22 protein-coding genes are annotated in these 25639 nt (G+C 62.2%); 11 read left to right on the plus strand and 11 right to left on the minus strand.

Annotated features, from left to right (window positions below):
* Positions 1 to 90 precede the first annotated feature (90 nt).
* From PQQ86_RS09840 to PQQ86_RS09850, 3 genes are read left to right on the plus strand one after another with little or no spacing between them, the layout of a single operon-like run.
* Positions 91 to 1497, plus strand: coding sequence for a TolC family protein (locus tag PQQ86_RS09840; RefSeq protein ID WP_408266137.1), 1407 nt, complete (start codon positions 91 to 93; stop codon positions 1495 to 1497).
* A complete protein-coding gene (locus PQQ86_RS09845) occupies positions 1487 to 2614 on the plus strand; it encodes an efflux RND transporter periplasmic adaptor subunit (RefSeq protein WP_408266139.1) in 1128 nt (375 codons plus the stop codon). Before PQQ86_RS09840 ends, PQQ86_RS09845 begins: the two co-directional genes overlap by 11 nt.
* Positions 2611 to 5661, plus strand: a complete 3051-nt coding sequence (locus PQQ86_RS09850; protein ID WP_408266141.1) for an efflux RND transporter permease subunit — start codon at positions 2611 to 2613, stop codon at positions 5659 to 5661. The genes PQQ86_RS09845 and PQQ86_RS09850 overlap by 4 nt, the downstream gene beginning before the upstream one ends.
* An 858-nt stretch (positions 5662 to 6519) precedes the next feature.
* On the opposite strand, the gene hpnK is transcribed toward PQQ86_RS09850, so the two are convergent.
* The 3 genes from hpnK to PQQ86_RS09865 are packed head-to-tail and all read right to left on the minus strand — an operon-like array spanning position 6520 to position 8965.
* Positions 6520 to 7344 (minus strand): hopanoid biosynthesis-associated protein HpnK, encoded by an 825-nt coding sequence (gene hpnK / locus PQQ86_RS09855; protein ID WP_408266143.1) that lies wholly within the window; start codon positions 7342 to 7344, stop codon positions 6520 to 6522.
* Positions 7334 to 8611 carry a bacteriohopanetetrol glucosamine biosynthesis glycosyltransferase HpnI gene (gene hpnI / locus PQQ86_RS09860; RefSeq protein ID WP_408266145.1) on the minus strand — a complete coding sequence of 426 codons (1278 nt, stop codon included), beginning with the start codon at positions 8609 to 8611 and terminating at the stop codon, positions 7334 to 7336. The genes hpnK and hpnI (PQQ86_RS09860) overlap by 11 nt, the downstream gene beginning before the upstream one ends.
* 12 nt (positions 8612 to 8623) lie before the next feature.
* Positions 8624 to 8965 (minus strand): hypothetical protein, encoded by a 342-nt coding sequence (locus PQQ86_RS09865; RefSeq protein ID WP_408266147.1) that lies wholly within the window; start codon positions 8963 to 8965, stop codon positions 8624 to 8626.
* A gap of 350 nt (positions 8966 to 9315) precedes the next feature.
* Here PQQ86_RS09865 and PQQ86_RS09870 point away from each other — a divergent pair, with 350 nt between their 5' ends.
* Positions 9316 to 9975 carry a response regulator gene (locus PQQ86_RS09870; protein WP_408266149.1) on the plus strand — a complete coding sequence of 220 codons (660 nt, stop codon included), beginning with the start codon at positions 9316 to 9318 and terminating at the stop codon, positions 9973 to 9975.
* A complete protein-coding gene (locus tag PQQ86_RS09875; RefSeq protein ID WP_408266151.1) occupies positions 9975 to 11375 on the plus strand; it encodes an ATP-binding protein in 1401 nt (466 codons plus the stop codon). The genes PQQ86_RS09870 and PQQ86_RS09875 overlap by 1 nt, the downstream gene beginning before the upstream one ends.
* Before the next feature lie 13 nt (positions 11376 to 11388).
* Here PQQ86_RS09875 and PQQ86_RS09880 read toward each other — a convergent pair whose 3' ends face one another.
* From PQQ86_RS09880 to PQQ86_RS09895, 4 genes are all read right to left on the minus strand, one after another.
* Complete coding sequence (locus tag PQQ86_RS09880; protein WP_408270196.1) at positions 11389 to 12414, minus strand: flippase-like domain-containing protein; 1026 nt, start codon at positions 12412 to 12414, stop codon at positions 11389 to 11391.
* A 77-nt stretch (positions 12415 to 12491) separates the two neighbouring features.
* Entirely contained in the window at positions 12492 to 13676 is a 1185-nt protein-coding gene (hpnI, locus tag PQQ86_RS09885) for a bacteriohopanetetrol glucosamine biosynthesis glycosyltransferase HpnI (protein ID WP_408266153.1), read from the minus strand.
* Positions 13673 to 15094 carry a hopanoid biosynthesis associated radical SAM protein HpnJ gene (gene hpnJ, locus PQQ86_RS09890; RefSeq protein WP_408203813.1) on the minus strand — a complete coding sequence of 474 codons (1422 nt, stop codon included), beginning with the start codon at positions 15092 to 15094 and terminating at the stop codon, positions 13673 to 13675. The genes hpnI (PQQ86_RS09885) and hpnJ overlap by 4 nt, the downstream gene beginning before the upstream one ends.
* 184 nt (positions 15095 to 15278) lie before the next feature.
* Positions 15279 to 15482 (minus strand): cold-shock protein, encoded by a 204-nt coding sequence (locus tag PQQ86_RS09895; RefSeq protein ID WP_007181784.1) that lies wholly within the window; start codon positions 15480 to 15482, stop codon positions 15279 to 15281.
* A gap of 300 nt (positions 15483 to 15782) precedes the next feature.
* Between PQQ86_RS09895 and PQQ86_RS09900 the strand changes: the two genes are divergently transcribed.
* Positions 15783 to 17228, plus strand: coding sequence for an NAD-dependent succinate-semialdehyde dehydrogenase (locus tag PQQ86_RS09900; protein ID WP_408266155.1), 1446 nt, complete (start codon positions 15783 to 15785; stop codon positions 17226 to 17228).
* A gap of 153 nt (positions 17229 to 17381) precedes the next feature.
* A complete protein-coding gene (locus tag PQQ86_RS09905; RefSeq protein ID WP_408266157.1) occupies positions 17382 to 17957 on the plus strand; it encodes a GNAT family N-acetyltransferase in 576 nt (191 codons plus the stop codon).
* A 65-nt stretch (positions 17958 to 18022) separates the two neighbouring features.
* Here PQQ86_RS09905 and kdgT read toward each other — a convergent pair whose 3' ends face one another.
* Positions 18023 to 19045, minus strand: a complete 1023-nt coding sequence (gene kdgT / locus PQQ86_RS09910) for a 2-keto-3-deoxygluconate transporter (protein ID WP_093642943.1) — start codon at positions 19043 to 19045, stop codon at positions 18023 to 18025.
* Positions 19046 to 19348: 303 nt separating this feature from the next.
* Between kdgT and kduI the strand changes: the two genes are divergently transcribed.
* The 3 genes from kduI (at position 19349) to kdgR (ending at position 22014) form a co-directional block, all read left to right on the plus strand.
* Positions 19349 to 20185 carry a 5-dehydro-4-deoxy-D-glucuronate isomerase gene (kduI, locus tag PQQ86_RS09915; protein ID WP_408266159.1) on the plus strand — a complete coding sequence of 279 codons (837 nt, stop codon included), beginning with the start codon at positions 19349 to 19351 and terminating at the stop codon, positions 20183 to 20185.
* Positions 20186 to 20257: 72 nt separating this feature from the next.
* Entirely contained in the window at positions 20258 to 21013 is a 756-nt protein-coding gene (kduD, locus tag PQQ86_RS09920) for a 2-dehydro-3-deoxy-D-gluconate 5-dehydrogenase KduD (protein WP_408266161.1), read from the plus strand.
* 122 nt (positions 21014 to 21135) lie between these two features.
* Complete coding sequence (gene kdgR / locus PQQ86_RS09925; RefSeq protein ID WP_408266163.1) at positions 21136 to 22014, plus strand: DNA-binding transcriptional regulator KdgR; 879 nt, start codon at positions 21136 to 21138, stop codon at positions 22012 to 22014.
* 113 nt (positions 22015 to 22127) lie between these two features.
* On the opposite strand, the gene PQQ86_RS09930 is transcribed toward kdgR, so the two are convergent.
* The 3 genes from PQQ86_RS09930 to PQQ86_RS09940 all read right to left on the minus strand — a co-directional run bounded on the left by PQQ86_RS09930 (position 22128) and on the right by PQQ86_RS09940 (position 24925).
* Entirely contained in the window at positions 22128 to 23060 is a 933-nt protein-coding gene (locus tag PQQ86_RS09930; RefSeq protein ID WP_408266165.1) for a TauD/TfdA dioxygenase family protein, read from the minus strand.
* A gap of 171 nt (positions 23061 to 23231) precedes the next feature.
* On the minus strand, positions 23232 to 24086 hold the full coding sequence (locus PQQ86_RS09935; protein WP_408266167.1) for a Crp/Fnr family transcriptional regulator: 855 nt from the start codon (positions 24084 to 24086) through the stop codon (positions 23232 to 23234).
* Positions 24087 to 24370: 284 nt separating this feature from the next.
* Positions 24371 to 24925 carry a cytochrome b gene (locus PQQ86_RS09940; RefSeq protein WP_408266169.1) on the minus strand — a complete coding sequence of 185 codons (555 nt, stop codon included), beginning with the start codon at positions 24923 to 24925 and terminating at the stop codon, positions 24371 to 24373.
* A 552-nt stretch (positions 24926 to 25477) separates the two neighbouring features.
* On the opposite strand from PQQ86_RS09940, the gene PQQ86_RS09945 reads away from it, so the two are divergent.
* Positions 25478 to 25603, plus strand: a complete 126-nt coding sequence (locus PQQ86_RS09945) for a hypothetical protein (protein WP_408266171.1) — start codon at positions 25478 to 25480, stop codon at positions 25601 to 25603.
* Positions 25604 to 25639 lie beyond the last annotated feature (36 nt).

Raw genomic sequence — 25639 nt, forward strand, 5'->3', positions numbered from 1 at the left:
AGCGTTCCTTAAGCACCCCGTCAGCAGAATCGGCACCTGTTTAGCGACATCCGCTCGCGGCTGTCTCACCTTTTGTTCAGGAGCCGGATTTTGCCCGTTTTCAACGCCGCCACAGCGGCACGGTTGCACGTGCTCATGCCGATCTGCGCGATGCTGCTCGGCGGGTGCGCGTGGTATCACCGCGAGCCGCTCGCAGCGCAGGATACGTCGACCTCGGCCCGCTCGCTCGAACGCATCCGGATCGATCCGTCCACCATGCCGCTGCCTGAACTGGCCGCGCATCGCTTCGACCCGTCCGACGGGCTCGACATCGACGAAGTCGCGATGCTCGCCGTGGCGAACAATCCCGACCTGAAGCTGGCCCGTGACGATCTCGGCATCGCCCGGGCTCAGGCCTATTCAGCCGGACTGTTGCCCGACCCGCAACTGAGCGTATCGAGCGATTACCCGGGCGCGGCCGGCGCCACGCGCGCGTTCAATTATGGTCTGAGCATCGATGTGATGGCGATCGTGCTGCGCAGCGCGAACAAACAATCCGCCGACGCGACGGTAGCCAAAACCGATCTCGGGCTGCTGTGGCAGGAATGGCAAATCGTCGCCCAGGCACGGCAGTTGTTCATCAAGACGCGCTTCCAGCAGGACACGCTGCCGCTGCTGCAACAGCAGCGCGACCTCGCTCGCACGCGCTACGAGCGCATGGCCGAAGCGCGCCGCGACGGCAATCTCACCGACGACACGCTGACCGCCGCGCTCACCGCCTACAGCGACGCACGCAAGCAATACACGGACGCCGAGCGCGCCGCGGAACAGACGCATCACGATCTGAACGCGCTGCTCGGCCTCTCGCCGGAGGTGCAGTTGCAGCTCAGCGGCAGTGAAGACGCGACCGAACTGCCCGACGCGACGCTCGACGCAGCGCTGGCCAAACTCGCACAGCGCCGCCCCGATCTGATCGCGCTGCAGGCGGGCTACGAAGCGCAGGAGCAGAAATACCGCGCGGCGATTCTCAGCCAGTTTCCGAGTCTTTCCGTGGGTTTCGTGCGCGCGCGCGACACCTCGAACATCTACACCAGCGGCTTCCAGATCAATCTGAGCCTGCCGATCTTCAACCGCAATCAAGGCAACGTCGCGATCGAAAAAGCGACGCGTCAGCGTCTGCGCGACGAGTATCAGTCGCGCCTGAATCAGGCTTTTGCCGATGTCGCTCATATGCGTGCAGACAGCGTGATTCTCGCGCGACAGTTGCAGCAGACCGAAGCCGCACTGCCCGACGTCGACCTCGCCGCGCAGCATGCAGCAGCAGCCTACGCGCAGCACAATCTCGTGCTCGGTGCCTACACCGATGCAGAAAACGCCGCGCTCACCAAACGTGTCGACGTCGCCACGCTGCGCGAATCGATCGCCGAACAACGCGTCGGCTTGCAGGCGTTGCTGGGCAGCGCGATTCCCGACGCCTTTTCCTCCGCTCAAACCTTCACCGACACTCATGCGAAATAGCCCACTTGCGGCGCGGCGACCGCGCATCGCCGCGTATGCGATTTCTCTCGCCTGCGCTGCATTGATGAGCACCGGCGTGCATGCGGCCGGTGCAGCTAGTGCGTCCACCGGCGACGATGCGGCCGACCAGGCCGTCGTATCCGTGCAGACCGTACGGGTGCAGCGCGCCGTCATCGCGCAACCGGTCCGCGCGTATGGGATCGTCGCGGCGTCCGCGTCGAATCTGACCACGGTTAACCTGCCGTACCTTGCGCGTATCGTACAAATGCGTGTGCAAGCCGGCCAGAGCGTGACACGCGGCACGCCGCTTTTCGTCGTGCAGGCCGACCCTGCCGCGGTGCTCGCCGCCACCCAGGCGAAAAGCGCGGTGGCGCTGGCGCAAGGCGAACTGGCGCGCACGCAATCGTTGTACGACAAAGGGCTCGCCACGCAGTCGCAACTTGCCACGGCCCGCAAGGCTGCCGAAGACGCGCAGCAGGCGCTCGCGGCGCAAAACCAGACAGGTGTCGCGAGCGGCAACAAGATCATCGCTGCGCCGCTCGACGGCGTGGTTTTGCAGATATCGGCGGCACAGGGCGATCAGGTGCAGCCCGGCGCCGCGATCCTGCAACTGGCGGGTGGTAGCGGCAAGGATGCGCGCGCGAATGTGATGCTTGGCGTCGAACCGTCGGACGTCCCTGCTATCCATGCCGGAGACATGGTCACGCTGCACGGCCTGTCTACCTCGCTCGCCAAGGCCGCCGCGGACGGCCGCGTGGTGCTGGTCGGCGCATCGATCGATCAGCAAAGCCAGCTCGTCAACGTCGGCGCGAACGTCCCGCTCGGACAGAGCGCATTCATTCCAGGCACGCGTGTGAGCGCCGATATCGCGACTCGCAGCGGCACGCATTGGGTCGTGCCGCGTGCCGCTGTGCTCAAAGACGACAAAGGCGCGTACGTGTTCCAGATCACGCCGCAAAACAAGGCGCGCCGCGTGGCCGTGGTCACGCAAGTCGAGAACGGCGACCGCTACGGCGTGGACGGCCCGATCGACGCGGCTGAAGGGCTCGTCGTCAGCGGCAACTATGAGTTGAAGGACGGCATGACGGTGCGGGCTGGCGGAGGCGCGCCGCGATGAATTTCGGTCAATGGATGCAGAAGCACCGGCGCTCGCTGCTATTCGTGATCGCGCTGCTGGCGATCGCCGGCGCACTGACCGCGTTTCGTCTGCCGATCTCGCTGTTCCCGAACGTCGCGTTTCCGCGCGCCGTGGTCTCGCTCGACGCGGGCGACCGCCCTGCTGAACAGATGGCCACATTGGTCACGATGCCTGTCGAAGAGGCGCTGCGGCGCGTGCCGAACGTACGCGACGTTGAATCGACTACGAGCCGCGGCTCGGCGGAAATCTCGATCAATTTCGACTGGGGCACCGACATGGCGCAAGCCACGTTGCAGGCGCAGTCGGCCATCAGCGAGATCCTCGCGACGTTGCCGCAAGGCACCTCGATGCAGGTGCGGCGCATGGACCCGACGGTGTTCCCGGTGCTCGCGTATAGCCTGACGTCGAAACAGCAATCGTTGTCGGCGCTGCGCGATCTTGCGCAGTTTCAGATGCGGCCGTTGCTGTCGTCCGTGGAAGGCGTGGCGCGCGTCGAAGTGACGGGTGGCGCGCAGGACGAATTCGAAGTCGCGATCGATCCGGCGCGCCTCGCCGCCTACAAGATCTCGCTCCCGGATGTGTCGAAAGCGATCGGTGCGAGCAACGTGCTGATGGCCACTGGCCGCATCGAGGATCATTACAAGCTGTATCTCGTGATCGCCAACACTACCATCACGCAACTCGATGAACTGCGCAACGTGGTGGTGTCGGCCAACGGCGCGACGCAAATCCGCCTCGGTGACATCGCGACAGTCCGCCAGGGCGTCGTGCCGCAATGGATGCGCGTCACCGCCGACGGCCAGGATGCCGTGCTGCTCAACGTCTATCAGCAGCCGGGTGCGAACAGCGTGGCGATGGCCAAGGCGATCCGCGCGAAGCTCGCTGACTTCCAGCATCAGATGCCGGCGGGCGTGCACCTCTCGAACTGGTACGACCAGAGCGAACTGGTGATCGCCTCGGCGACCAGCGTGCGCGACGCGATCATGATCGGCGTGGTGCTGGCCGCCTTCACGTTGTTTGCCTTCCTGCGCAACTGGAAGATCACCGCAATTGCGGTCGCGCTGGTGCCGGTCGTGATGGCCGCGACGATCCTGCTGCTCGACGTGTTCGGCATGGGCTTCAACATCATGACGCTCGGCGGCATGGCGGCCGCGGTCGGCCTCGTGATCGACGATGCGATCGTGATGATCGAACACATCGTGCGACGCATGCGCGAAGGCGGTGCGCACAAGTTCCATGGCCGCGTGATGGCGGCGGCGCTCGAATTCACCCGGCCGCTTGCCGGGTCGTCGGCGGCGACGCTGATCATTTTCGTGCCGCTCGCGTTTCTGTCGGGCGTAACGGGCGCGTTCTTCAAGGCGCTCTCAGTGACGATGGCAAGCGCCCTGTTCATTTCGTTTCTCGTCACGTGGCTCGCGGTGCCGATTCTGTGCGACCGCTGGCTGAAGCCGAAGGACGCCGAGGAACACAAGGAAACCCGCTTCGCGTCCTGGATGACCCGGCGCTATGGCTTTCTGATCGAGCGCGTCACGGCACGCCCGATTCTCGTGCTGCTCGGCCTGCTGCCGCTAATCGTGGTGGCCGCATTCGCGTTCACGCGTGTGGGCAGCGGCTTCATGCCGAGCATGGACGAAGGCGGCTTCGTGCTCGACTATCACACCGAGCCGGGGACGTCCGTCACGGAAACCGACCGCTTGATGAAGCAGATCGAGGGCATCATCCGAGCGAATCCGAACGTTGCAACTTACTCGCGTCGCACCGGCGCCGGACTCGGCGGCGACCTGAACGAGCCCAACAAGGGCGACTTCTTCGTGCGGCTGAAATCAAGTGGCCGCGAGCCGATCGAAACGGTGATGGAAGAAATCCGTTCCAAGATCGAAACGCAAGTGCCCGGCGTGAATATCGAGCTCGCGCAACTGATGGAGGACCTGATCGGCGACCTGACCGCAGTGCCCCAACCGGTGCAGATAAAAATCTATTCCGACGACCAGAACACACTCGACACCACCGCACGCAAGGTCGCCGCGCAGATCGGCAAGATTCAGGGCGTGGTGGACGTGAACGACGGCATCAATCCGGCAGGCGACGCACTCGAGTTGCACATCCGGCCGGAGGCTGCGGCGGCCGAGGGCATGGACCCACAGTCGATTGCGCAGGCCGTGTCTGACATGGTGGAAGGCAACGTTGCAACGCAATTCCAGACCGGACCGAAGACGGTGGGCGTGCGGGTGCGCGTGGCGGGCGCACTGAAGCTCACCGATACGCAACTGGGGCTGTTGCAGATTCGCGCACCGGACGGCCATCTGTTCGCGCTGAACCGTGTTGCCGATCAGGTGACGGTGACCGGCCAGCCGGAGATCAGCCGCGACAATCTCAAGCGGATGGTGGCGGTGACGGCGCGCATCGACGGCCGCGATCTGGGCTCGACGATCGCGGATGTGCAGAAGGCGCTGAGTGACAAGAGCTTGTTGCCGACTGGCGTGTATTACGAACTGGGCGGCTTGTATCAGCAACAGCAGATTGCTTTCAAGGGTTTGTTGACGGTGTTTGGTGCTGCGATTGCGTTGGTGTTTGGGCTGCTGCTGTTTCTGTACGAGCGTTTCCGGGTTGCGCTGGCGGTGATGGCGATGCCTTTGCTGGCTGCGGGGGCTGTGTTTATTGGGTTGTGGATTACCGGTATCGAGTTGAACATCTCCGCGATGATGGGGATGACGATGATTATCGGTATCGTGACCGAGGTGGCGATTTTTTATGTATCGGAGTTGCAGGGGTTGGTACGGGATGAAGGTATTGAGGTTGAGGAGGCGCTGATCGCGGCTGGGCGGAATCGGTTGCGGCCGATTGCCATGACCACTATCGCGGCCATTCTGGCACTGCTGCCGCTTGCTTTTGCCCTTGGGCAAGGGGCTGCTATGCAGCAGCCTTTGGCGGTTGCTATTATTTCTGGGTTGATTGTGCAGTTGCCGCTGGTGTTGGTGTTGTTGCCTGTTTTGTTGAAGTTGTTGATGAAGAAGGGGCCCATTTGATGGGCTGGTTTTTTGCCTGCGCGGCGCTTTTTGTCAGTGTTCTTGGGGTTTTGGCCTTTTCTTGTTCTGGCTTTGGTGCCTTTCCTTGTTCTGGCTTTGGTGCCTTTCCTTGTTCTGGCTTTGGTGCCTTTCCTTGATTTGTTAGTGGTCTATTAGCGTTGCCCCTGTGCGGGGCGGCACCTACTTCTCTTTGCCGGCTGCAAAGAGAAGTAGGCAAGAGAAAGCAGCTCAAACCGCTCATGCTAAGTGGGGCCCGTGGTCTGCTGCGGGTAGTGGTGCATCTGGAATCTGTGCTCGTGCCCCTGCATATGCCAGTGACAAGGGCGTCATTCTTCCGGCGGCGCTGTGCGCGCCGAAGAGCACTTCACAAAACCACCCTCTACGTTTTGACGGCCACGCCGCGCCAACGGGTTGTGGCTCGTCATTGCACGTCCACGGCCACCGCGACGTGATTGCAGCACACCGAAAAATCATTTGAAGTGGGGGTTGCCGGGTGAGTGCAGGAGCGCGTCGCCGAGGCGAAGCCGAGGCCCCCGCTACGCCAACCGAAGCCCCTGGTTTCCCATGCAGACCCGTCCGCGACGCACGCAGTGCGGAGTGGGAGCTGATGACTCCTTTGTCACTAATGCCGAATGTGCGAGAACACGGATTCCAGATGCACCACTACCCGCAGCAGACCACGGGACCCACTTAGTATTAGCGGTTTAAGCCGCTTTCTTTTGCCTACTTTTCTTTGCGGCATGCAAAGAAAAGTAGGTGCCGCCCCGCACAGGGGCAACGCTAATAGACCACTAACAATGCAAGGAAAGGCACCAAAGCCAGAAGCACGGACAGCAAGCGCCGCGCAGGCAGAAAAAATCAAACGCTGAACACATCCCCAAATCCACCCACCCTAGCCCCCAAATGCCGAATCGCATCGGCAACCCTTGGCGACAACAGCGCCTCTAACTCATCGGCGTGCCGATAATCCCTCATCCCATGACTCAAAACCCGATCACCCGCAAACGCCGGGTGACAATAAATCTCCCCCACCCCATGCGGCAAATCGGCAAGCGCAGCAAGCCACACCCCCTCATCCATCCGACCACTATTAGCAATCCCAACAACATAATCGTTGTGCACGACCCCAGCCCGATCCAACCTGGCCCGTACCCATGAAATCCACGGCCGCAACCACAGCGGCGTACCAACCTCGAACGGCAAGCGCACCGCCCGCATCCCGTACTCGCGGCCGATCTCCAGAATCAACTCAAGCACCGTCGGATGCAAATGAAAATGCTTGTGCGTGTTGACGTGGTCGAGCGCCAACCCCGTCCTCGCAAAAGCGTCGAACTGCGCGCGAATCTCTTGCGCCAGCTGTTTGCGAACGTGCGGTAAAAAGAAAAACCGCACCCCATCCCGCACCATGTTGTCGCCAAAGCGGCCATGCTCGTCGAGCAATGCGGCAATCCCCGCACGCGGCGTGACCGCATCGCCGTCGGCCAGCACCAGATGCAGACCAACTCGCAACCCCGGGAGTTCGCGAGCACGCGCCACCGCATCGGCTGCTGCAGGCGCGCCGATCATCAGGCTCGCGGCTGTCAACACGCCGTGCCGGTGCGCCTGCTCGACCGCCAGATTTACCCGTGGATGCAGGCCGAAATCGTCGGCAGTAACGATCAGGCCGCGCGGCTCAGCCACCATCCGAAGTCTCCATGACATCCATCACACCCAATGCCTTCGCGTGCGTCGTCGACGCAGAAGCCTCAACCGGCACGCGTGCACCGCGCCACACCACATGCGAGCCAAACGCGCCCGCGAGCCATTGCGATGCCAGCAAGGTATCGCGCAACGGCACGAGCGGCAAGTCGTGCCAGAAAGTACGTTCGTGACGCGCGGAACGCAGATGCAGCAGCATGCGCGCGGCAAAACCGACCACCGTCCCGGCGCCGCTCACCAGCGCCGCCCACAGATGCACGCCGCCGGACGGTCCGCTCGCGAGACTGCCGGTGAGCCACGCGCCGACCAGGAGCCACGGCGTCGGAAACGTGATGAACAGAAATGCAAAGCCAAGCGGGTTCACCGAGCGGATCGTGCGCAGCCAACGCGTCTCACGCTGCCACAAGGCGGAAAAAGTCGGCTCGATGACGTCGGTGGCCACCATCACGCGCGAAAGTACCGTGCTCAGGCCGAGCGCGCGCACGTGTTCCGCAAGCCAGTAATCATCCGCGAGGCAGTTTTTCAGCGCGTTGAAACCGCCGATGCGCTCGAGCGTCGCGCGGCGTAAGGCAAGCGTCGCGCCGAAACCGAAGCGGCGCGACCCGGCCGCATGCGCGACCCGCACCGACGGCGCGAACCACTCGTTGATGAAGAGCGCGCCGACCCGCGGCCAGAAACCGCCGACGCCTTGCGCCACGTAGAGACAGGTCACCACCCCCACGCGCGGATCGGCGAGCGGCGCCGCCACGGTGTCGAGATAGTCGGATTCGACTGCGATGTCGCTATCCGCGATCACGATCACGTCATGGCGCGCCCGCCCCGCCATGTTGATCAGATTGCTGACCTTGAGATTGCTGCCGTGCACGCGTGTATCGACGGCAAGTTCGATGTCGTGCATCGGATAGGCGGCCTGCAAACGGCGCACCACGGCGATGGCGGGATCTTCCGGCGACGAGACACCGAGTACGAGCTGGAAATGCCCGTGGTGCTGGTCGCAGAAGGTTCTGAGATTTTCGTAGAGACGCGGCTCAGCGCCGCACAGCGGCTTGAGCACGCTAACGCCGACATTCGTGAAAGGAGGCAGGGAATGCGAAGCCCGCGCACCAGCCGGGATGCTAGCGACCCTCGCTCGCACCCCGCGGCGCACCGCGAAGAACGGCATCGCCACCGCGGCCAGCATCGCATAGAGCGAGGCCGAGACGCAGCCTGATAACAGGATCCATTGGCATGCTGTCAATGCGTGCGCCGCCATCGCCTGTTGCCGTCAGTGCCCGGCGAGCACGAATGGTTTGCCGGTAAAGCGTAGATGAAGAACGACGAACCAGCGCCGCGGACAGTCCGCTTCAATCAACACGGGCCGGCCGGCAGACGTGGCGTAGTGGCCCTGAATGGCGAGATTGAAAGCGGCCTGCGCGAATTGGCGCATCACGATGACGCCGCTTACGATCAGCGCGAGAGCAAGCACCTGAAACCCCGCGGAACTGAAAACCTGCTGCGAAACCGGCAGAACCAGCAGTGCCAGCAAGGCGAGCACTTCGGTACCCATGGCCGTGAGCGAAGCCGCCATCAGATGGGCCCGCAGCATGTCGGTGGTGACTGGCTTCATGGCGTGGTCCGTGACCTGAGGGAACGCGCGGCATCATGCAGTGACGCGATTCGCCGGCACATGCACCGGTGAAACGCGCCGACAGAGGCGCCAACCGTACATTCCATCGATGTGCTTACGATTAAGTTGCGATGATCTGACAACATGACGTAGTTTCGCGTGCTTATATCGGCCGCGCGACAGTAACCTGCTGAGGGGCGATAGTAGCGATTCAAGCTGAAGGAAACCTTAAGGAAGAAAGAGGTATAAAGCGCCCAACGAACATGATCGCTACACTTCGGGTGTGTGACTTGGCGCTTGCTTAAAAACTGTCGCCGCTATGCAATAGATATCAAACGGAATCTCTCCCCATGCGCGTACTCCTCGTAGAAGACGACGACCTGATCGGCTGCGGTATTGAAGCGGGACTGCGTCAAGCCGGTTTCACTGTCGATTGGGCTCGTGACGGCCACAAGGCCAGCCTCGCCCTCGACACCACCGCCTATGCGCTGGTCCTGCTCGATCTCGGTTTGCCCAGGGTGTCGGGTATGGAACTGTTGAAACGACTGCGCGACGCCGGTAAGGACGTGCCGGTGCTCGTGCTGACCGCCAAGGGCACGGTGGTTGATCGCGTCGGCGGCCTCGAAGCGGGTGCCGACGACTACCTCGGCAAGCCCTTCGACCTGACCGAGCTGATTGCCCGTTGCCGGGCCCTGCTGCGCCGCGCGCAGGGGCGTAGCGTCGAGGTGATCCGCTATCAGGATCTGACGGTCAATCCCACCGCGCAAACCGTCGAAATCGGCAATACGCGCGTGCCCCTCACCTCGCGCGAATGGGCCATCCTGATGCAGTTGCTGACCAATCAGGGCATTCCCCAGTCGCGCTCGCGCCTCGAAGAGAGTTTGTATGGATGGCAGGAAGAAATCGAGAGCAATGCGATCGAGGTCCATGTGTCCAACCTGCGCAAAAAACTCGGCGCCAAGCTGATCAGAACCGTGCGTAATATCGGCTACGTAGTGGAGAAAACGTAATGTCGGCATCGATACGCCGCCGTCTGATGATGCTGGTGCTAACCAGCATCGTGCTGATCTGGGGCATCGCGCTGATCTCGAGCTATCGTCAGGCAACGCGCGAAGTCGCCGAATGGGAAGAAGCCCGCCTCGCGGAGCTCGCGCAAATCCTCGCGCTGCTCGACGAGCACAATCTGACCACGCTGGCCAATGCGCGCATCGACGTGCGCGAAGAAGAAAAAGGCGGCGAACCCGGCGCGAACGATAGCGACGACGACGATTCCTTGCCACGCGACGCGCTATTTCAGGTGCGCAGCGCGAACGGCGAGGTGCTGGCGGGCAGCCCGCAATTGCGCGCGCTGCAAGCATGGGATTTGCCGGTGCCGCCCGTAAGCGGCGCGCAAAACATGACGCTGGGTGGCCAGATATGGCACACGTTCACCTTGCGCGATACTGCGCTCGGCCACACGGTGCGCGTGTTCGAACCGGCCAATACCCGCAGCGATCTGGTGAGCGGCGTCGCGAGCCGGATCGCCCGCCCTACGCTGATCGCGCTGCCGGTGCTGGCGCTGCTGGTGTGGTTCAGCATCGGCTGGAGTCTGGTGCCGCTCAAGGTCCTGTCCGGCGCCATTCGCGCGCGCGATATCAACCGGCTGGAACCTGTCGATATTGGCCGCGCGCCGACCGAGGTGCGCCCGCTCGTCGACGCGATCAATCTGGTGCTGTCGCGCTTGCGGCACTCTATCGAACGCGAGCGCGCGTTTACCGCCGACGCGGCGCATGAGCTGAAAACGCCGCTTGCCGCTATCAAGGTGCAAGCGCAAGTCGCACTGGCCGAACCGGACACAGCGCTACAGCGGGTGGCGATGGAACGCGTGGTGCAAGGCGTCGATCGCAGCGCGCGGCTCGCGGAGCAGTTGCTGCTGCTCGCGCGTCTGGATGCGCACGAAACGCTCGCCACATCGCCACTCAGGCCCGCGGCCGTGGCGAAAGACGCGCTGCTTGCCAACGATCGCAATGCGCAGCAAAAGAACATTCGCGTGACGCTCACTGGCGACATGCGCGCCGAGATCAATGCGGAGCCCGTACTGATGGGCATCCTGCTCGACAATCTGCTCGATAACGCGATCAAGTATGGACGCACCGGCGGCAGCATCGAGGTCGCCGTGCAGCATGACGCCGGCCGGGTGCAGCTCACCGTGCGCGACGACGGCCCCGGTGTCGCGCCCAGCGATCTCGCACGCCTGACCAACCGGTTTTTCCGCGCCACCGGCAATCAGGCCACCGGCAGCGGACTGGGCCTCTCGATCGTCGCGCGAATCGCGGAGCATTTCGGTGCGAGCCTGCATCTCGGCGCGGGCGTCGGCGAGCACGGCCTCGCAGTGCAAGTGTCGTTTCCTGCTTATGCGGGCGCGGAATAATGAAGGCGTTGTACTAACGCTGGCTGGCTTCGCCCACGACCGCCCGCCCTGCCGGTTCGGCCCGCTTCGGCTCGCGATTGGCCGACTCGGCAAACTGCCACGCAATGAGCCCGGGCACGAAGATCAGCAGATCGCGAATGCGCCGCGCGCCGGCGAGCGCGAGGCAAATCGAAGGATCGAGCCCCAGCGCACCGCCGATCAGAATGAAACCGCCCTCCTGCACGCCCAGACCGCCCGGCACGAAGAAAGCCGCACTGCTGATCGCCTGGATCAGCGATTCGATCACCACCGCTTCGACCAGCGTGACGTGCACACCGAGAAAATACAGCGCAAGCCAGATTTCGAGCGACGTCAGGATGCACTGCAGCGGTTGCCAGAAAAACAGATAGCGCAGCACCACGCCGCGCCGGCGCCAGATCAGCTTGATGGCCTGGTCGATCTGGGCCGATTGTCCGACGAGCGTGGCGAGCTTGCCGCTCGTCATCCGATTGAGCGCACGCGTGATGCGCTCGAACGGGTTCGCATGCTGCACGAGTGCGAACAGCATCAGCAGCGGCGTGAGCACCACCACGCCCCACGCCAGTTGCCCGGCGAGCCGTAGTGTGTCGGAGTGCGCATTGGCGAACAGAAAACCGATGCCAACCATCGTGAACAGCAACTGGCTGATCACGGTGAGCTGCATATCGACGATGATGCTGCCGACCGCCGTAGACGGCCGCACGCCCCAGCGCCTGAGCATCCGGAACGACACCACCTCGCCGCCGATACGTGCCACCGGCAACATGCAATTAACGGCTTCGCGCACCCAGACCAGGTGCAGCATATTGGCAATGCCGGGTCGGTTCGCACCGCGAATCAGCGAGCGCCAGTCGCAGGCATTGGCGATCATCGGCAGCACGTGCGCGATCGCCGCCAGAAAGAGGCCGGCGCCCGCCGCGCGCAGTGCGCCGAGTACGGCGCCGGGATTGTCCTGCCAGACCAGCCACAGTGACACCAGCAAGCCGGCAAGCGCGGCGAAGCGGCCGAGATGCTTCATCATGCGGCCGCCCTTCGCGCGTGCTTCAAGCACGCTGCATCGTCCTCGCCACCATCTTCCGGATACCCGCGCATCATTGCTTACCCAGCCTGCTGTTCATCCGTCATTCCGTCCTGCGCCGCCGACAACAGGCCGTCGCCATCCACCTTGAAACTGAAACCGCGCCAGATCACGCGCGAGGACCAGAAGCTCGCCACGAAAATCGAAAACGATACGATATCCCATAACGGCAGCAGCCATAGGTCGCGATGCGCCTGCTGCAACGCGCGATCGGACAGCAGCTTCAATGCGAGTCGGGCGCAGACGGCGACCAGCGCAAGCGACCACGCCCACCACGCGCCGCCCGAGAACGCGACGGCGAGCAGCGCGAAGGCAAGCGGAAAAATCAGCACCGAGCCGAGGTGGCCGAGCGGATCGATGCTGCGGATCGTGCGGCTCCAGCGCAATTCATGCGCAATCAGTTTCGCCGCGCTGTTTTCAACGCAGGCATGCGAGATCGTGAACGGCGGAATCACCACTTTCTCGCCGATCATGCGCACAGCTTCGCCGATCGCGTGATCCTCGGCCAGGTGTTGCACGAACGGCGTGAAGCCGCCAATTTTTTCCAGCGTATCGCGTCGCATCGCAATGCTCTGCCCGAAGCAAGGGCGCGCGAGACCCAGCGCAAGCCCCGTCACCACGCCGGGCAGGAACTGATAGTTAGTCGCCTTGGCCGACAGTCTCGGCCAGAAACCAGGATCGGGCGCACCGCGATACACGCAGGTGACGAGACCGACGCCGGGCTTCTGCAATTCACCGATCACATTGCGCAGATACTCCGGCCCGACGTTCACATCGCTGTCGGCGAACACCAGCACGTCGTGCTGGGCCTGCGGCAGCATATTGAGGATGTTGCTAATCTTGCGGTTCGGACCGTACAGGCGTGCGTCGGCGACCACCGTGATGTCCGCTTCCGGATGCAGCCGCCGCAGATCGTCGACGGTTTGCAAGGCGGGGTCGGCCGAATCGTGCACGCCGAACAGGAATTGCACGGGGCCGGGATAGTCCTGCTGACAGAAACTCGACAGGTTGGTGAGCAACGCCCACTCGTTGCCGTGCAACGGTTTGACGATCGTGACCGGCGGAAAACTGGTCGGCTCGGATACCGCTCTCGCAAAAAACCGGCCGATCAGAGCGCTCGCTAACACCGTGTAGGCGATGCCAAAAGCCGCACCCGCCGCACACGCATAGGCAAGCGTGACGGCGAGCATATGCACGGCGCTCACGCCTGGTGGGCGCGCAGGAAGCGGAAGAATTCGACGCCTTCACGCAGGCGCCGTTTCATCATGTCCCAACTCGTTAGCATCTCGCGCAGAATTTCCCAGATTTTCGACGGACGGAAATAAAAGCGCTTATAGAAGTTTTCGAGCTGGTGGTAAATCTCGTCACGCGACAAATGCGGATAGCCGATCGCCGCGACCTGTACCCCCGACTTACTGACGAGGTTGATGACCTTGTTCTCTTCCAGCCATCCGTTCTCGACCGCCTGGTTGTAGAGCGTCGTGCCGGGATACGGAGCGGCGAGCGACACCTGGATCGTAAGGGGATTGATCTCTTTCGCGTACTCGATGGTCTTCTGAATTGTTTCCTGAGTCTCGCCCGGCAAACCAAGAATGAAGGTGCCGTGAATCTTGATGCGGAGCTTGCGGCAATCCGCGCTGAAACGGCGCGCGATGTCGGTGCGCAGGCCCTTCTTGATGTTCAGCAGGATCTGGTCGTCGCCGGATTCGTAACCCACCAGCAGCAGCCGCAAGCCGTTTTCCTTCATGATCTTCAGCGTCGCATAAGGCACGTTTGCCTTCGCATTGCATGACCATGTCACGCCCAACTTGCCCATCCCGCGAGCGATTTCCTCTGCGCGCGGCTTGAAGTCTGTGAAGGTGTCGTCGTCGAACATGATCTCCTTGACTTCAGGCATGTTGTCGCGAATCCACTTCACTTCTTCCAGTACGTTCTCGACCGAGCGGGTGCGATAACGATGGCCGCCGACTGTTTGCGGCCACAGGCAGAAAGTGCACTTCGAGCGGCAACCGCGGCCCGTATAAATAGACACGTACGGGTGCTTCAGGTACCCGTTGAAGTAATTCTCGATCTTCAGGTCGCGCTTGTAGACCGGCGCCACAAAGGGCAACTCGTCCATGTTCTCGAGGATCGGGCGTGCTTCATTGTGCTCGATCGAGCCGTCGCGGCCGCGATAGCTCAGACCTTTGATCTGCTCGAATGGCTTGCCTTCGGCGATTTCCTGACAGGTAAAATCGAATTCTTCGCGGCAAACGAAATCGATCGCATCACTCGCGATCAGCGAATTGTGCGGGTCGACCGCGACCTTCGCGCCGACCATGCCGATCAGGACCGAAGGATTGCGTTTCTTCAACTGTTCGGCAAAAAAAGCGTCGGTGGGAAATGACGGCGTGCTGGTATGGATGACCACCAGCTCGTACTGCTGCGCAATGTCGAGTGATGCGTCGACGGACAAGCCGTCGGCGGGAGCATCGAGCACGCGGCTATCGGGAATGAGTGCGGCGGGCTGTGCGAGCCACGTCGGATACCAGAACGAGCGGACTTCGCGCTTGTTTTGGTAGCGCGAACCCGCGCCACCATCGAAACCGTCAAATGACGGTGCCTGCAAGAACAGGGTTTTCATGGATGCTCCAACGAACCTTGATTGGCACTTTCGGTTTTCTTTCGGAAAACTATCGGAACGTTTGCCCGCGGCGATACGCGCGGGGCACAGGTAATCGCGCAAATACTACGGAGCAAAGCTGAAGGAAACCTTAAGGAAAATACTCCCGGTCCGCCCACCTGCGCGTGCGGACCGGTCACTGCTTTTACACCGGCTTGATATCCGCCGCCTGCTTGCCCTTCGGTCCTTGCTTGATTTCGAAGCTGACCTTCTGGTTTTCCTGCAGCGATTTGAACCCTTCGCTGCGAATTTCCGAGAAATGGGCAAACAGATCCTCGCCACCGTCGTCCGGTGTGATAAAGCCAAAGCCCTTTGCGTCATTGAACCACTTCACTGTACCGGTTGGCATGTCGATTCCTCGTTTGCACCTTGGTTGATTGGGTTGCATTCACCGGCTCCCGCCGGTTCCTGCTACTGCTGCTTGACTTTACGCCTGTTTGCGCGGCGCCGCTCAGGTAGCCGTTTCTGCGCCGCGGCAATCGGAGTAGCAAAGCCCGTGCCGACCGCCGCCCGTGGGGCCAGCGCCGATGCGATTGCGCGCAATCAGATAAGATGATTGGTATCGGCAGTCCATCCTTGGCCGCGCAGCGTCAGCCCAATGCATCACGACCGCGCGACCTATCGTTCTCCCCACTTACAGGAACCCAGCATGGCCACCTCGAGCTATACCGACACCCGTCTTCTGATCAACGGCGAATGGTGCGACGCAGCCAGCGGCAAAACCCTCGACGTCATCAATCCCGCCACTGGCAAGCCCATCGGCAAGGTGGCTCACGCCGGTATCCCTGATCTGGATCGCGCGCTGGCCGCCGCACAGCGCGGTTTCGAAGCCTGGCGCAAGATTCCGGCCAACGAACGCGCCACCACCATGCGCAAGGCCGCCGCGCTGGTGCGCGAACGGGCCTCCGACATCGCCCGCCTGATGACGCAGGAACAGGGCAAGCCGTTCGCCGAGGCGCGCGTCGAAGTGCTGTCCGCGGCAGACATCATCGAATGGTTCGCCGACGAAGGCCGCCGCGTCTACGGTCGGGTCGTCCCGCCGCGCAATCTGGCGGTGCAGCAAACGGTGCTCAAGGAGCCGATCGGCCCGGTGGCGGCCTTCACGCCGTGGAATTTCCCGGTCAATCAGGTTGTGCGCAAGCTGAGCGCGGCGCTCGCGTGCGGCTGCTCATTCCTCGTCAAGGCACCGGAAGAAACCCCGGCGTCGCCGGCGGCGCTGCTGCAGGCGTTCGTTGAGGCCGGCGTGCCGGCCGGTACGGTCGGCCTCGTGTTCGGCGATCCGGCGGAGATTTCCAGCTACCTGATTGCGCATCCGGTGATCCGCAAGGTCACGTTCACCGGCTCGACGCCGGTCGGCAAGCAGCTGGCCGCGCTGGCCGGCACGCACATGAAGCGCGCGACGATGGAACTGGGCGGTCATGCGCCTGTGATCGTGGCGGAAGACGCCGACGTGGCGCTGGCCATCAAGGCCGCGGGCGCCGCGAAGTTCCGCAACGCGGGCCAGGTCTGCATCTCGCCGACGCGCTTTCTGGTGCACAACAGCGTCCGCGAGGAGTTCGCCGCGGCGCTCGTCAAGCATGCTGAAGGCCTCAAGCTCGGCGACGGTCTGGCGGAAGGCACAACGATCGGACCGCTCGCCAATGCGCGCCGTCTGACCGCGATGAGCAAGGTGCTCGACGACGCGCGCAAAACCGGCGCGAAGGTCGAGACGGGCGGCGAACGCGTGGGCTCGGAGGGCAACTTCTTCGCGCCGACCGTGCTGACCAACGTGTCGCTCGACTCGGACGTGTTCAACAACGAGCCGTTCGGCCCGATCGCCGCGATCCGCGGTTTCGACACGCTCGAAGAAGCGATCGCCGAGGCGAACCGTCTGCCGTTTGGTCTCGCGGGTTACGCGTTCACGAAGTCATTCCGCAACGTGCATCTGCTGTCGCAACAGATGGAAGTCGGCATGCTGTGGATCAACCAGCCCGCCACGCCCTGGCCGGAAATGCCGTTTGGCGGCGTGAAGGATTCGGGCTATGGGTCGGAAGGGGGTCCGGAAGCCATGGAAGGCTATCTGGTCACCAAGTCGGTTTCTGTGACCGCGGCTTAAAACGCCGAAAGCCGTCGTCAGGCTTTCGGTTCAGGGCGAGGTTTCTGACTTCGCCAGCTTGATTGGTTGCTGTGCCAGGTCCGCGAGCGCTCGTTCGCGGACTTTTTTTGTTTATTGCGACTTCCCCCTCACGTTCCTCACATTCCTCACGTCATGCAACCCACACTGATCGGACAGGCCGTCGAACTCAGGCCACTTCAACAGGAACACGCCCAGGCATTGCTCGACGCCGCCGCGGACGGGCAATTGTGGAATATGAAGCTGACCGTGGTGCCAGGTCCTGAAACGGTCGGCAGCTATATCGCAACCGCACTCGACGGGCGTGCAGCCGCCACCGTGATGCCGTTTGTGATCGTGCGGCGCGATACCGGCGCGATTGTCGGCAGCACGCGGTTCTGGAAAATCGATCGGGTGAACCGGAAGCTGGAAATCGGCCACACGTGGCTAGGCGAATCGGTGCAGTGCTCGGCGGCGAATACCGAGGCGAAGTACCTACTGCTGAGTCATGCGTTCGAAGCGATGCGGTGCGTGCGCGTGCAGTTCACGACCGACGAGCTCAACGAGAAATCAAGAGCGGCGATTCTGCGGATCGGCGCGAAACAGGAAGGGATTGTCCGGCACGAGCGGATCATGCCGGATGGGCGCAAGCGCAATTCGGTGCGCTTTAGCATCATCGATGAGGAGTGGGCGGAGGTTAAGGCGATGTTGGAGAGGAAGCTGGGGCGGTGATTCCCCGCCTCACGTGACTCGCTTCACTTCGTCGCGTTGAGGCGCAAACCGGCCGCCCCACCCCTTCAAACGTGCACGTCCCGCTCATTGAGCGGCTGCGGTGGCGTCGTCGCTGCCGCAAACTCCTCACGCAATGCATCGCGTGCATGATGCCGGCGCACCCATAGCGCGGTCAGAATCGGCACCAGAATCGCGGTCACGAGACACGCCGTCGCGACCATTGCCGTCGCAGCCGGCACCAGCGGCTTGAAGCGCGGAATCATCTCGCCGATGATCGCCGGATTCGCCACCGCGGCCCCCGCTGTCGACGAAGCCGCCAACCCCGCCGCCCCATTGCCGCCCGCGATCCAGCGATCCGCGAGGATCAGCGGAATGCCCGTCACGACGATCACCCCGAGACCCAGCACGATGCCCGGCAAGCCGCTCGTGACGATCACATTCAGGTCGATACCGTTGCCGAGCGCGAAGCCGAAAAACGGAATCAGCGGATGCACGCAGCGGCCAAAGAACTCGCGCAGCTCGCTGTCCAGGTTACCCAACGCGAAGCCGATCAGGAACGGCAGCACCGCGCCGACGAACAGCCGCGGCTCGAAGAACGCGACGCCCGTCGCGCCGAGGATGATCATGCTGACGAGCGGCCCCGATTCGATCGACATCAGGACGAACGCGCCCGCCTCTTCCTTGCTGCCGTATTGCTGCATCACGGCTGCATAGAGACCACCGTTGGTCATATCCATCGACGTCGTGATCGCGAGCACCGAGAGACCGGCGAACAGGCCCGCCTTGACGCCGTCGATCGGAATGAAGTGCGAAGCAACGATCGTTGCAATCCACGCCACCACCATTTTGGTCACGAGCAGCGTGCCTGACTTGCGCAGCACGACGCCGGTTGCCCGCAGGTCAATCGTCGCGCCCATGCAGAAGAACCACACCGCCAGAATCGGCACGGTGCCGGTAATCAAGCCATTGGTGAACGACCCGAGGTACTTCCCTCCGCCCGGCGCAAACGTGTGGACACAGGCGCCGAGCAGCAACGGCACCAGCATCAGGCCGCCTGGAATGCGGTCGATGGCCTTCTTGAGCTTCATGCCTCCTCCATGGACTTTGCGTCCAGTTGCCGGGTGGATTACCCGATTAATGTCCCGTTCTTGCGCCGGGCGTCTCCCCTTTCGGCGCAATATAGCATCGCGATAGGAACAACGTTCCGTTTTTGATAGACTTCCTGATCATCGTTTACCCGGATGTCATCCAGAAGGCTTGCCACGCTTGATGTGGCATTGCAATATTTTCGGACCGATGTTCCACATTTAAAATTCTGCGCTACAGTCGATAACAGAACGCCGTCGTAAAACGGCACGGCACGACACCCCATCCGATCGGAGGCAAGAACAATGGAAGTGAGACAGAGCATCAACAGCGAGCACGCGAAGACGCTTGATACCGCCGGGCTGCGCAAGCAGTTCCTAGTCGAAGACGTGTTCGAACGCGACGCGCTGCGGCTCACGTACAGCCATATCGATCGCATCATCGTAGGCGGCGTGTGGCCGGCAACGCACGCGGTCGAGGTGCCCACTTCGCTCGGCAAGGCGATCGGCGTCGGCTATCTGCTGGAGCGTCGCGAGCTGGGCGCGATCAACATCGGCGGCGATGGCTGGGTCGATGTGGACGGCACGCGCTATACGGTGCGTAACGAAGAGGCGATCTACATCGGCAAGGGCAAACAGGCCGTCGCGTTCGGCAGCGACGATGCGGCGCGCCCCGCGAAGTTCTACCTGAACTGCGCGCCCGCGCACGAGTCGCATCCCACCCGCACCATCTCGCTCGCACAAGTGTCGCCCGAAACGCTCGGCGACCCCGCCACGAGCAATCGCCGCACCATCTACAAGTTCATCGTTCCCGAGGTGCTGCCCACCTGCCAGCTTTCGATGGGCATGACCAAGCTCGAACCGGGCAACCTCTGGAACACGATGCCGTGCCACACGCACGAGCGTCGCATGGAGGTGTACTTCTATTTCAACGTGGCAGACGACGCGGCCGTCTTCCACATGATGGGCGAACCGAACCAAACTCGGCACATCCTCGTACATAACGAGCAGGCCGTGATCTCGCCGAGCTGGTCGATTCACTCGGGCGTCGGCACGCGTGCGTACACGTTCATCTGGGGCATGGTCGGCGAGAACCAGGTGTTCAGCGACATGGACCACATTGCGGTGCGCGATCTGCGTTGACGGCACGCATGCTCCCATCCCGGACAGCAGATACCTCAACGGCACCGAGGACGACATAGGAACCTACACACAGTGAACAGCTTCGATCTGACCGGTAAGGTCGCCATCGTCACCGGCAGCAATACGGGCCTCGGTGCGGGCATGGCCATCGCGCTCGCCACGGCCGGCTGCGACATCGTCGGCGTGAGCCGCGCGGACGCCGGCGATACAGCCGCCCACGTCGAAGCAACGGGACGCCGCTTCGCGGATGTGCGCGCCGACCTCGCCTCGATCACCCCGGTCAACGACATCGTGCGCGCCGCAGTCGAAGCGTTCGGCCGTGTCGACGTGCTCGTGAACAACGCGGGCATCATCCGCCGCGAGGACGCGCTCGACTTCAGCGAAGACGACTGGGACGCCGTCATGGACGTCAACCTGAAAAGCGTCTTCTTTCTTTCGCAGGCGGTGGCACGGCAGTTCGTGAAACAGGCAAGCGGCGGCAAGATCATCAACGTCGCGTCGATGCTGTCGTTTCAGGGTGGCATCCGCGTGGCGTCGTATACGGCGTCGAAAAGTGGCGTGCTCGGTCTCACGCGGCTGCTCGCGAACGAGTGGGCCGCGCAAGGCGTCAACGTGAACGCGATCGCGCCGGGCTACATGGCCACCGCGAACACGGCGGCGCTACGCGGCGACGCGCAGCGTAACGATGAAATCGTCGGACGTATTCCGGCGGGCCGCTGGGGCACGCCGGCGGATCTCGCGGGACCGGTCGTGTTCCTCGCGTCGTCCGCGTCGGACTATGTGCACGGCCATACGCTTGCCGTGGACGGTGGCTGGCTCGCGCGCTAGCGTGACGGCAGCAGAGAGGTCACGCGGCTCGCGTGACGCGGTATGCTCTCGGCACTGAGGGCGATCGGCATCCGGCAGTGAGCGGACTTTGATCGGTTTGGCATCAACAGGGAATGACGGACATGGCAGCAATGGGCAAGCAGCGCAAGGACGACGACGTACCCATGCAGGAAGCGGATAGCGCGGGCGGCGTGGCTGGCGACAGAGGTGAATCGGCCTCATCGATTGGCCGGGTCTTCGCGATTCTTGGCGCAATCGGCGATAGCAGTCAGATCGGCATCAGCGAATTGTCGCAACGGCTCGGCATGTCGAAGACCACCGTGCACCGCGTGATCCAGACGCTGAAAGCGCTCGGCTATGTGACGCAGGAAGTCGAAACCGAGCGCTACCGGTTGACGATCCGCCTGTTCGAACTCGGCGCGAAGGCGCTGGAAAGCGTCGATCTCGTACGCGAGGCCGATGTCGAGATGCGCCGCATCGGCCAGGTCACGCGCGAGGCGGTCCACCTCGGCGCGTTCGACGAAGACGCCATCATCTACGTCCATAAGATCGACGCGGATTACGGGCTGCGCATGCAGTCGCGAATCGGCCGCCGTAATCCCCTGCACAGCACGGCGATCGGCAAGGTGCTGCTTGCGTGGATGGACCCGGCCGAAGCGCGCGAAATACTCTCGCATGTCGAATTTCGCAAGTCGACGCAAAAGTCGCTCGCCTGTGCGGACGCAGTGTTGAGCATCCTGCCGCGCGTGCGCGAGCAAGGCTACGGCGAGGACAACGAGGAACAGGAGGAAGGGCTGCAGTGTCTCGCGGTGCCGGTGTTCGACCGCTTCGGCCGCGTGATTGCAGGCCTGTCGATTTCGTTTCCGACGATGCGCTGCGGCGCCGACACGAAATCGCACTACGTCGCGCTACTCAAGGAATCGGGGCTCGCGATCTCGACGCGGCTCGGCTATCGCGAAGCAACGGCGCCGGAGCGTGTAGCCGTTGAAGGGCTAGGTTGAAAACGCAGGAACCCCGCAAAAATTCTACGAATTTCTGCGGGGCGCATTCATCACGTACGCAAGCGGCGTGAGCGGCATGCGCAGTGTGCGCATGCACAAGCGGTCCGCGACGATCAGGCGGCCTTCACAGCCGGATTCGGTTCGACGCTACGCGTAAAGCTGCGGCGACCGTCGACGCTCACCGGCACGTCACCCTTCAGCGTCACGCGACGCACCACGCGATGAGCATCGCCGTAGTCATTGACCGCGTAGTGCTGGGTCGCGCGGTTGTCCCAGATCGCAACATCGCCTGTCTGCCAGCGCCAGCGCACGATGTTCTCGAGGCGCGTTACGTAGGCTTGCAGCAGTTCCAGCACATGCGCCGACGCGCTCGGCGTGAGGCCGACAAAGCTCTTCACGAAATGACCGAGAATCAGCGTCTTTTCGCCGGATTCCGGATGCACGCGCACGACCGGATGCTCGGTCTCATAGCGTGTCGACACGAACACTTCTCGATAGCGTTTGAGCGCTTCGGCATCTCGCCCGCGCTCGCCGACGTTGCCGTAGTTCGCGTAGTCGTATTCATTGCTGTGCACGGCCCACAGTTGCTCGGCGAGCGCTTTGAGCGGCGGCGGCAGATCGTCGTAAGCGGTGGCGGTGTTGGCCCAGACGGTGTCGCCGCCCACCTCCGGAATCGTCACGCCGCGCAGGATCGACGCTTGCGGATACGCGTCGACGAAAGTCACGTCCGTATGCCACGAATTCGCGCGGCCGCCGCGATGTGAATCGAGTTCGAGCAGGTAGTCGGTACCGTCCACAACCGGCACCGTGGGATGCGAAACCGGTTCGCCAAGCAGCTTGGCGAAGGCTTCCTGATCGGCATCCTGCAGGTGTGTCTGGCCGCGGAAGAAGATCACCTTGTGACGTACCAGCGCGGCGCGAATCGCTTCTACCGTTGCCGATTCGAGTTGCCCCGACAGGCGCACGCCACGAATTTCCGCGCCGATGCGGCCGGTGACGGGATGAATGTCCAATGCGTTGGACGTCGCGAGACTGAGATTCGACATGCGATGCAACTCCTGGGTTTAAGGACGAGACAGGTCAGCGCACCGGTTGAATCAACACTTGAGTGGCTCTGCCTGCTGAATCGATGAACCATTATCGGCAGAGTGAGCGCCGCGAATCTATCGCGCTTTAGACACTTGATAGAAGCGCTTTTTATATCGTTATGATTTTTCTCACGCGGCGTCGCTCACTTTCCGCAATGCGTCCATATCGATCACAGTGATCCGGCTATAACGCACGTCCACGATGCCCTGCTGCACGAGCCAGCGCAGTTCCTTATTGATGCTTTGCCGCGAAGCGGCCAATAACGCGGCGAGGTCTTCCTGCGAAAGCTTGATCGTCAATTCAACGCCCCGCTCCGTTTTCTTGCCGTGCCATTCGGCAAGCCCGAGTAATTGATCTGCGAAGCGCGCGCGAAATCCGGCCAGTGCCATCTTGCCCATCCGGCCATGCAACGCCCGGCTTCGCAGGCAGATCAGATCAAGCACGTTGCGCAACAACGCGGGCTCGCGAGCGAACAGTTCGAATAGTGCGCTGCCGGGAATATGGAACAGCGTCGTCGAGCCGTGGGCGCGCTGATCGTGCATCGAGCCGCGCCGGTCCATCACCGGAATGAAGTTGATGACTTCGTTCGGCCACATGTACACCGCTACCGCGCGCACTCCGGCCGAGTTGGTCCAGCTCATTTCGATCGCGCCGGAGAGGACGACCTGGATGTCGTCGCACGCTTCATCGCGCGCGAAGATCAACTCGCCGTTGGTCCAGGTGCGCAATTGGCCGGCGTCGCATAAGGCGTCGATTGCGTGCGCGGGCCAACTTTTCAGGCACGGGTTGGCGGTGAACGCCGCGTGAATTGCGGCACGAACGCTCACGTCGAGCGAGCGGCCATCACGCCGCGAAGAGAACAACGGCGCGGACCACGTAGGAGGAAGATGCGTGGAAAGCACCGCAGAAGGCAGCCCTGTGGAGCGCCCCGCGGATGGCCGCCCCGTGGAATCCCGGTTGAATGTGTCGGTAATTGCGCTCATGGCTGACCGGCAAGAGATGCGGTTGGACCTCAATGACTGACAGACAGTCGATCCTCCGATCTAACCAGTGTTATCGGCGCGCGTAAAAGACTTGTTTTTTATGTGCTTATCACGCACACGGGAGTGACGATCGTGCGCCGACGCAATGACGTCGAAATCGCCACGATCCAGGCATCAGAGAGGAAATCGGTGGACCCGCTGGCCGCCGACGGAGCGCAACTCGCACGCGGGCGACCGGCGATCAACAGACCGGCAGCAACAAGCCGCTAACGCACGCTAACGAATCACGGCAGCATCCGCTGCAATGTCTGATCCTTCAGCACGAAGCGATGAAACAACGCCGCCACGATATGCAGTGCGATCAGCGCAAACAACACCCAGGCCAGATAGCCGTGAATATCGCCCATCTCATGTCCCACTGGCGAACCGACCGCCGAGATGCTGGGATACGGCAGTATGCCGAGCAGCTTGACGGACCATCCACGCGAAGACGCATTAGCCCATCCCAGCAAAGGCACAGCCACCAGCGCAAGATAAAGAAGACCGTGCGTGATGTGCGAAACGACGCGGAAGAAAGGTGACAGCGATGCAGGCGCCGGCGTGTGTGTGAGACGCCAGACGATTCTCACCACGACGGCGGCAATCAGCGTTGCCCCCACGCCGAGATGCCACGCGATCAAGCCATCGGGCCGCGTGCCCTTATGAATATCCGGCATGGTCCAACCGATTACGAACTGCGCAGCGATCAACAGGACCACCAGCCAGTGAAGAAACCTGGCTACGCCGTCATAGCCTGTTGCATAGCGTGAAAAACTGGCCGGGTCCGTTCGCATGGTCATGAGAATGTGTTAGTGGCACTGAAGCCATTGGATGGAAGAAGCGTATTTGCGCTGAGGATACACAAATTTTGAACGCAATCGCGCAGCATGCTACGGATCAAACCTTAAGAAAAGCTGATGCTGCATCTGACGATCTCTTCGGGCGCATGAGGTGGCAACGCTTCGGCAACGCACTAGCGTCCGTGTAGAAAGTGCGATCGGCGCCACATCACGTCGGCTCGCATCCCGAGTCTGCAACTGAATGTATCCGTCGGGCATACGCGTAGTGACCTGTCACTCAATGCATGCTCCAGTTGTTCATACGCATGTGCTTCAACCTGCCCGAGCACAGCAGATGCATGAAGGCCCGACGTTTTTCACAGCGCGCTCAACGGGTTGCCCATCGAGTTCTCGCTAGCGGAAGGACTAACCGCAGCGTTGCAACGCGCCCCCATACCGTGTCACATGCGTGGCCGACGGGCCAATGAATCGACACGTCCTGTTACACACGAACACACCGGTAATCCAGCCGCTCAGTAGAGTTCGATCAAACGTAAAAGGGAAGGCAACGTCATGAAACGAATTTTCGCGCTGATGCTGTTGGCTGTCACCCTCGGGAGTGCATTAGGCGGTTGTATCGTCGTGCCAGAGGGCGGCTATCACGACCATGACCACTATCACGATCACGACCATTACTAAGCGCTGCCCGCGCGGCGCACTCCACTCTCAATCGTA

Origin of the sequence: Paraburkholderia sediminicola (assembly GCF_046026675.1) — a bacterium.
In the GTDB taxonomy this organism is placed as follows: Bacteria; Pseudomonadota; Gammaproteobacteria; order Burkholderiales; family Burkholderiaceae; genus Paraburkholderia; species Paraburkholderia sediminicola_F.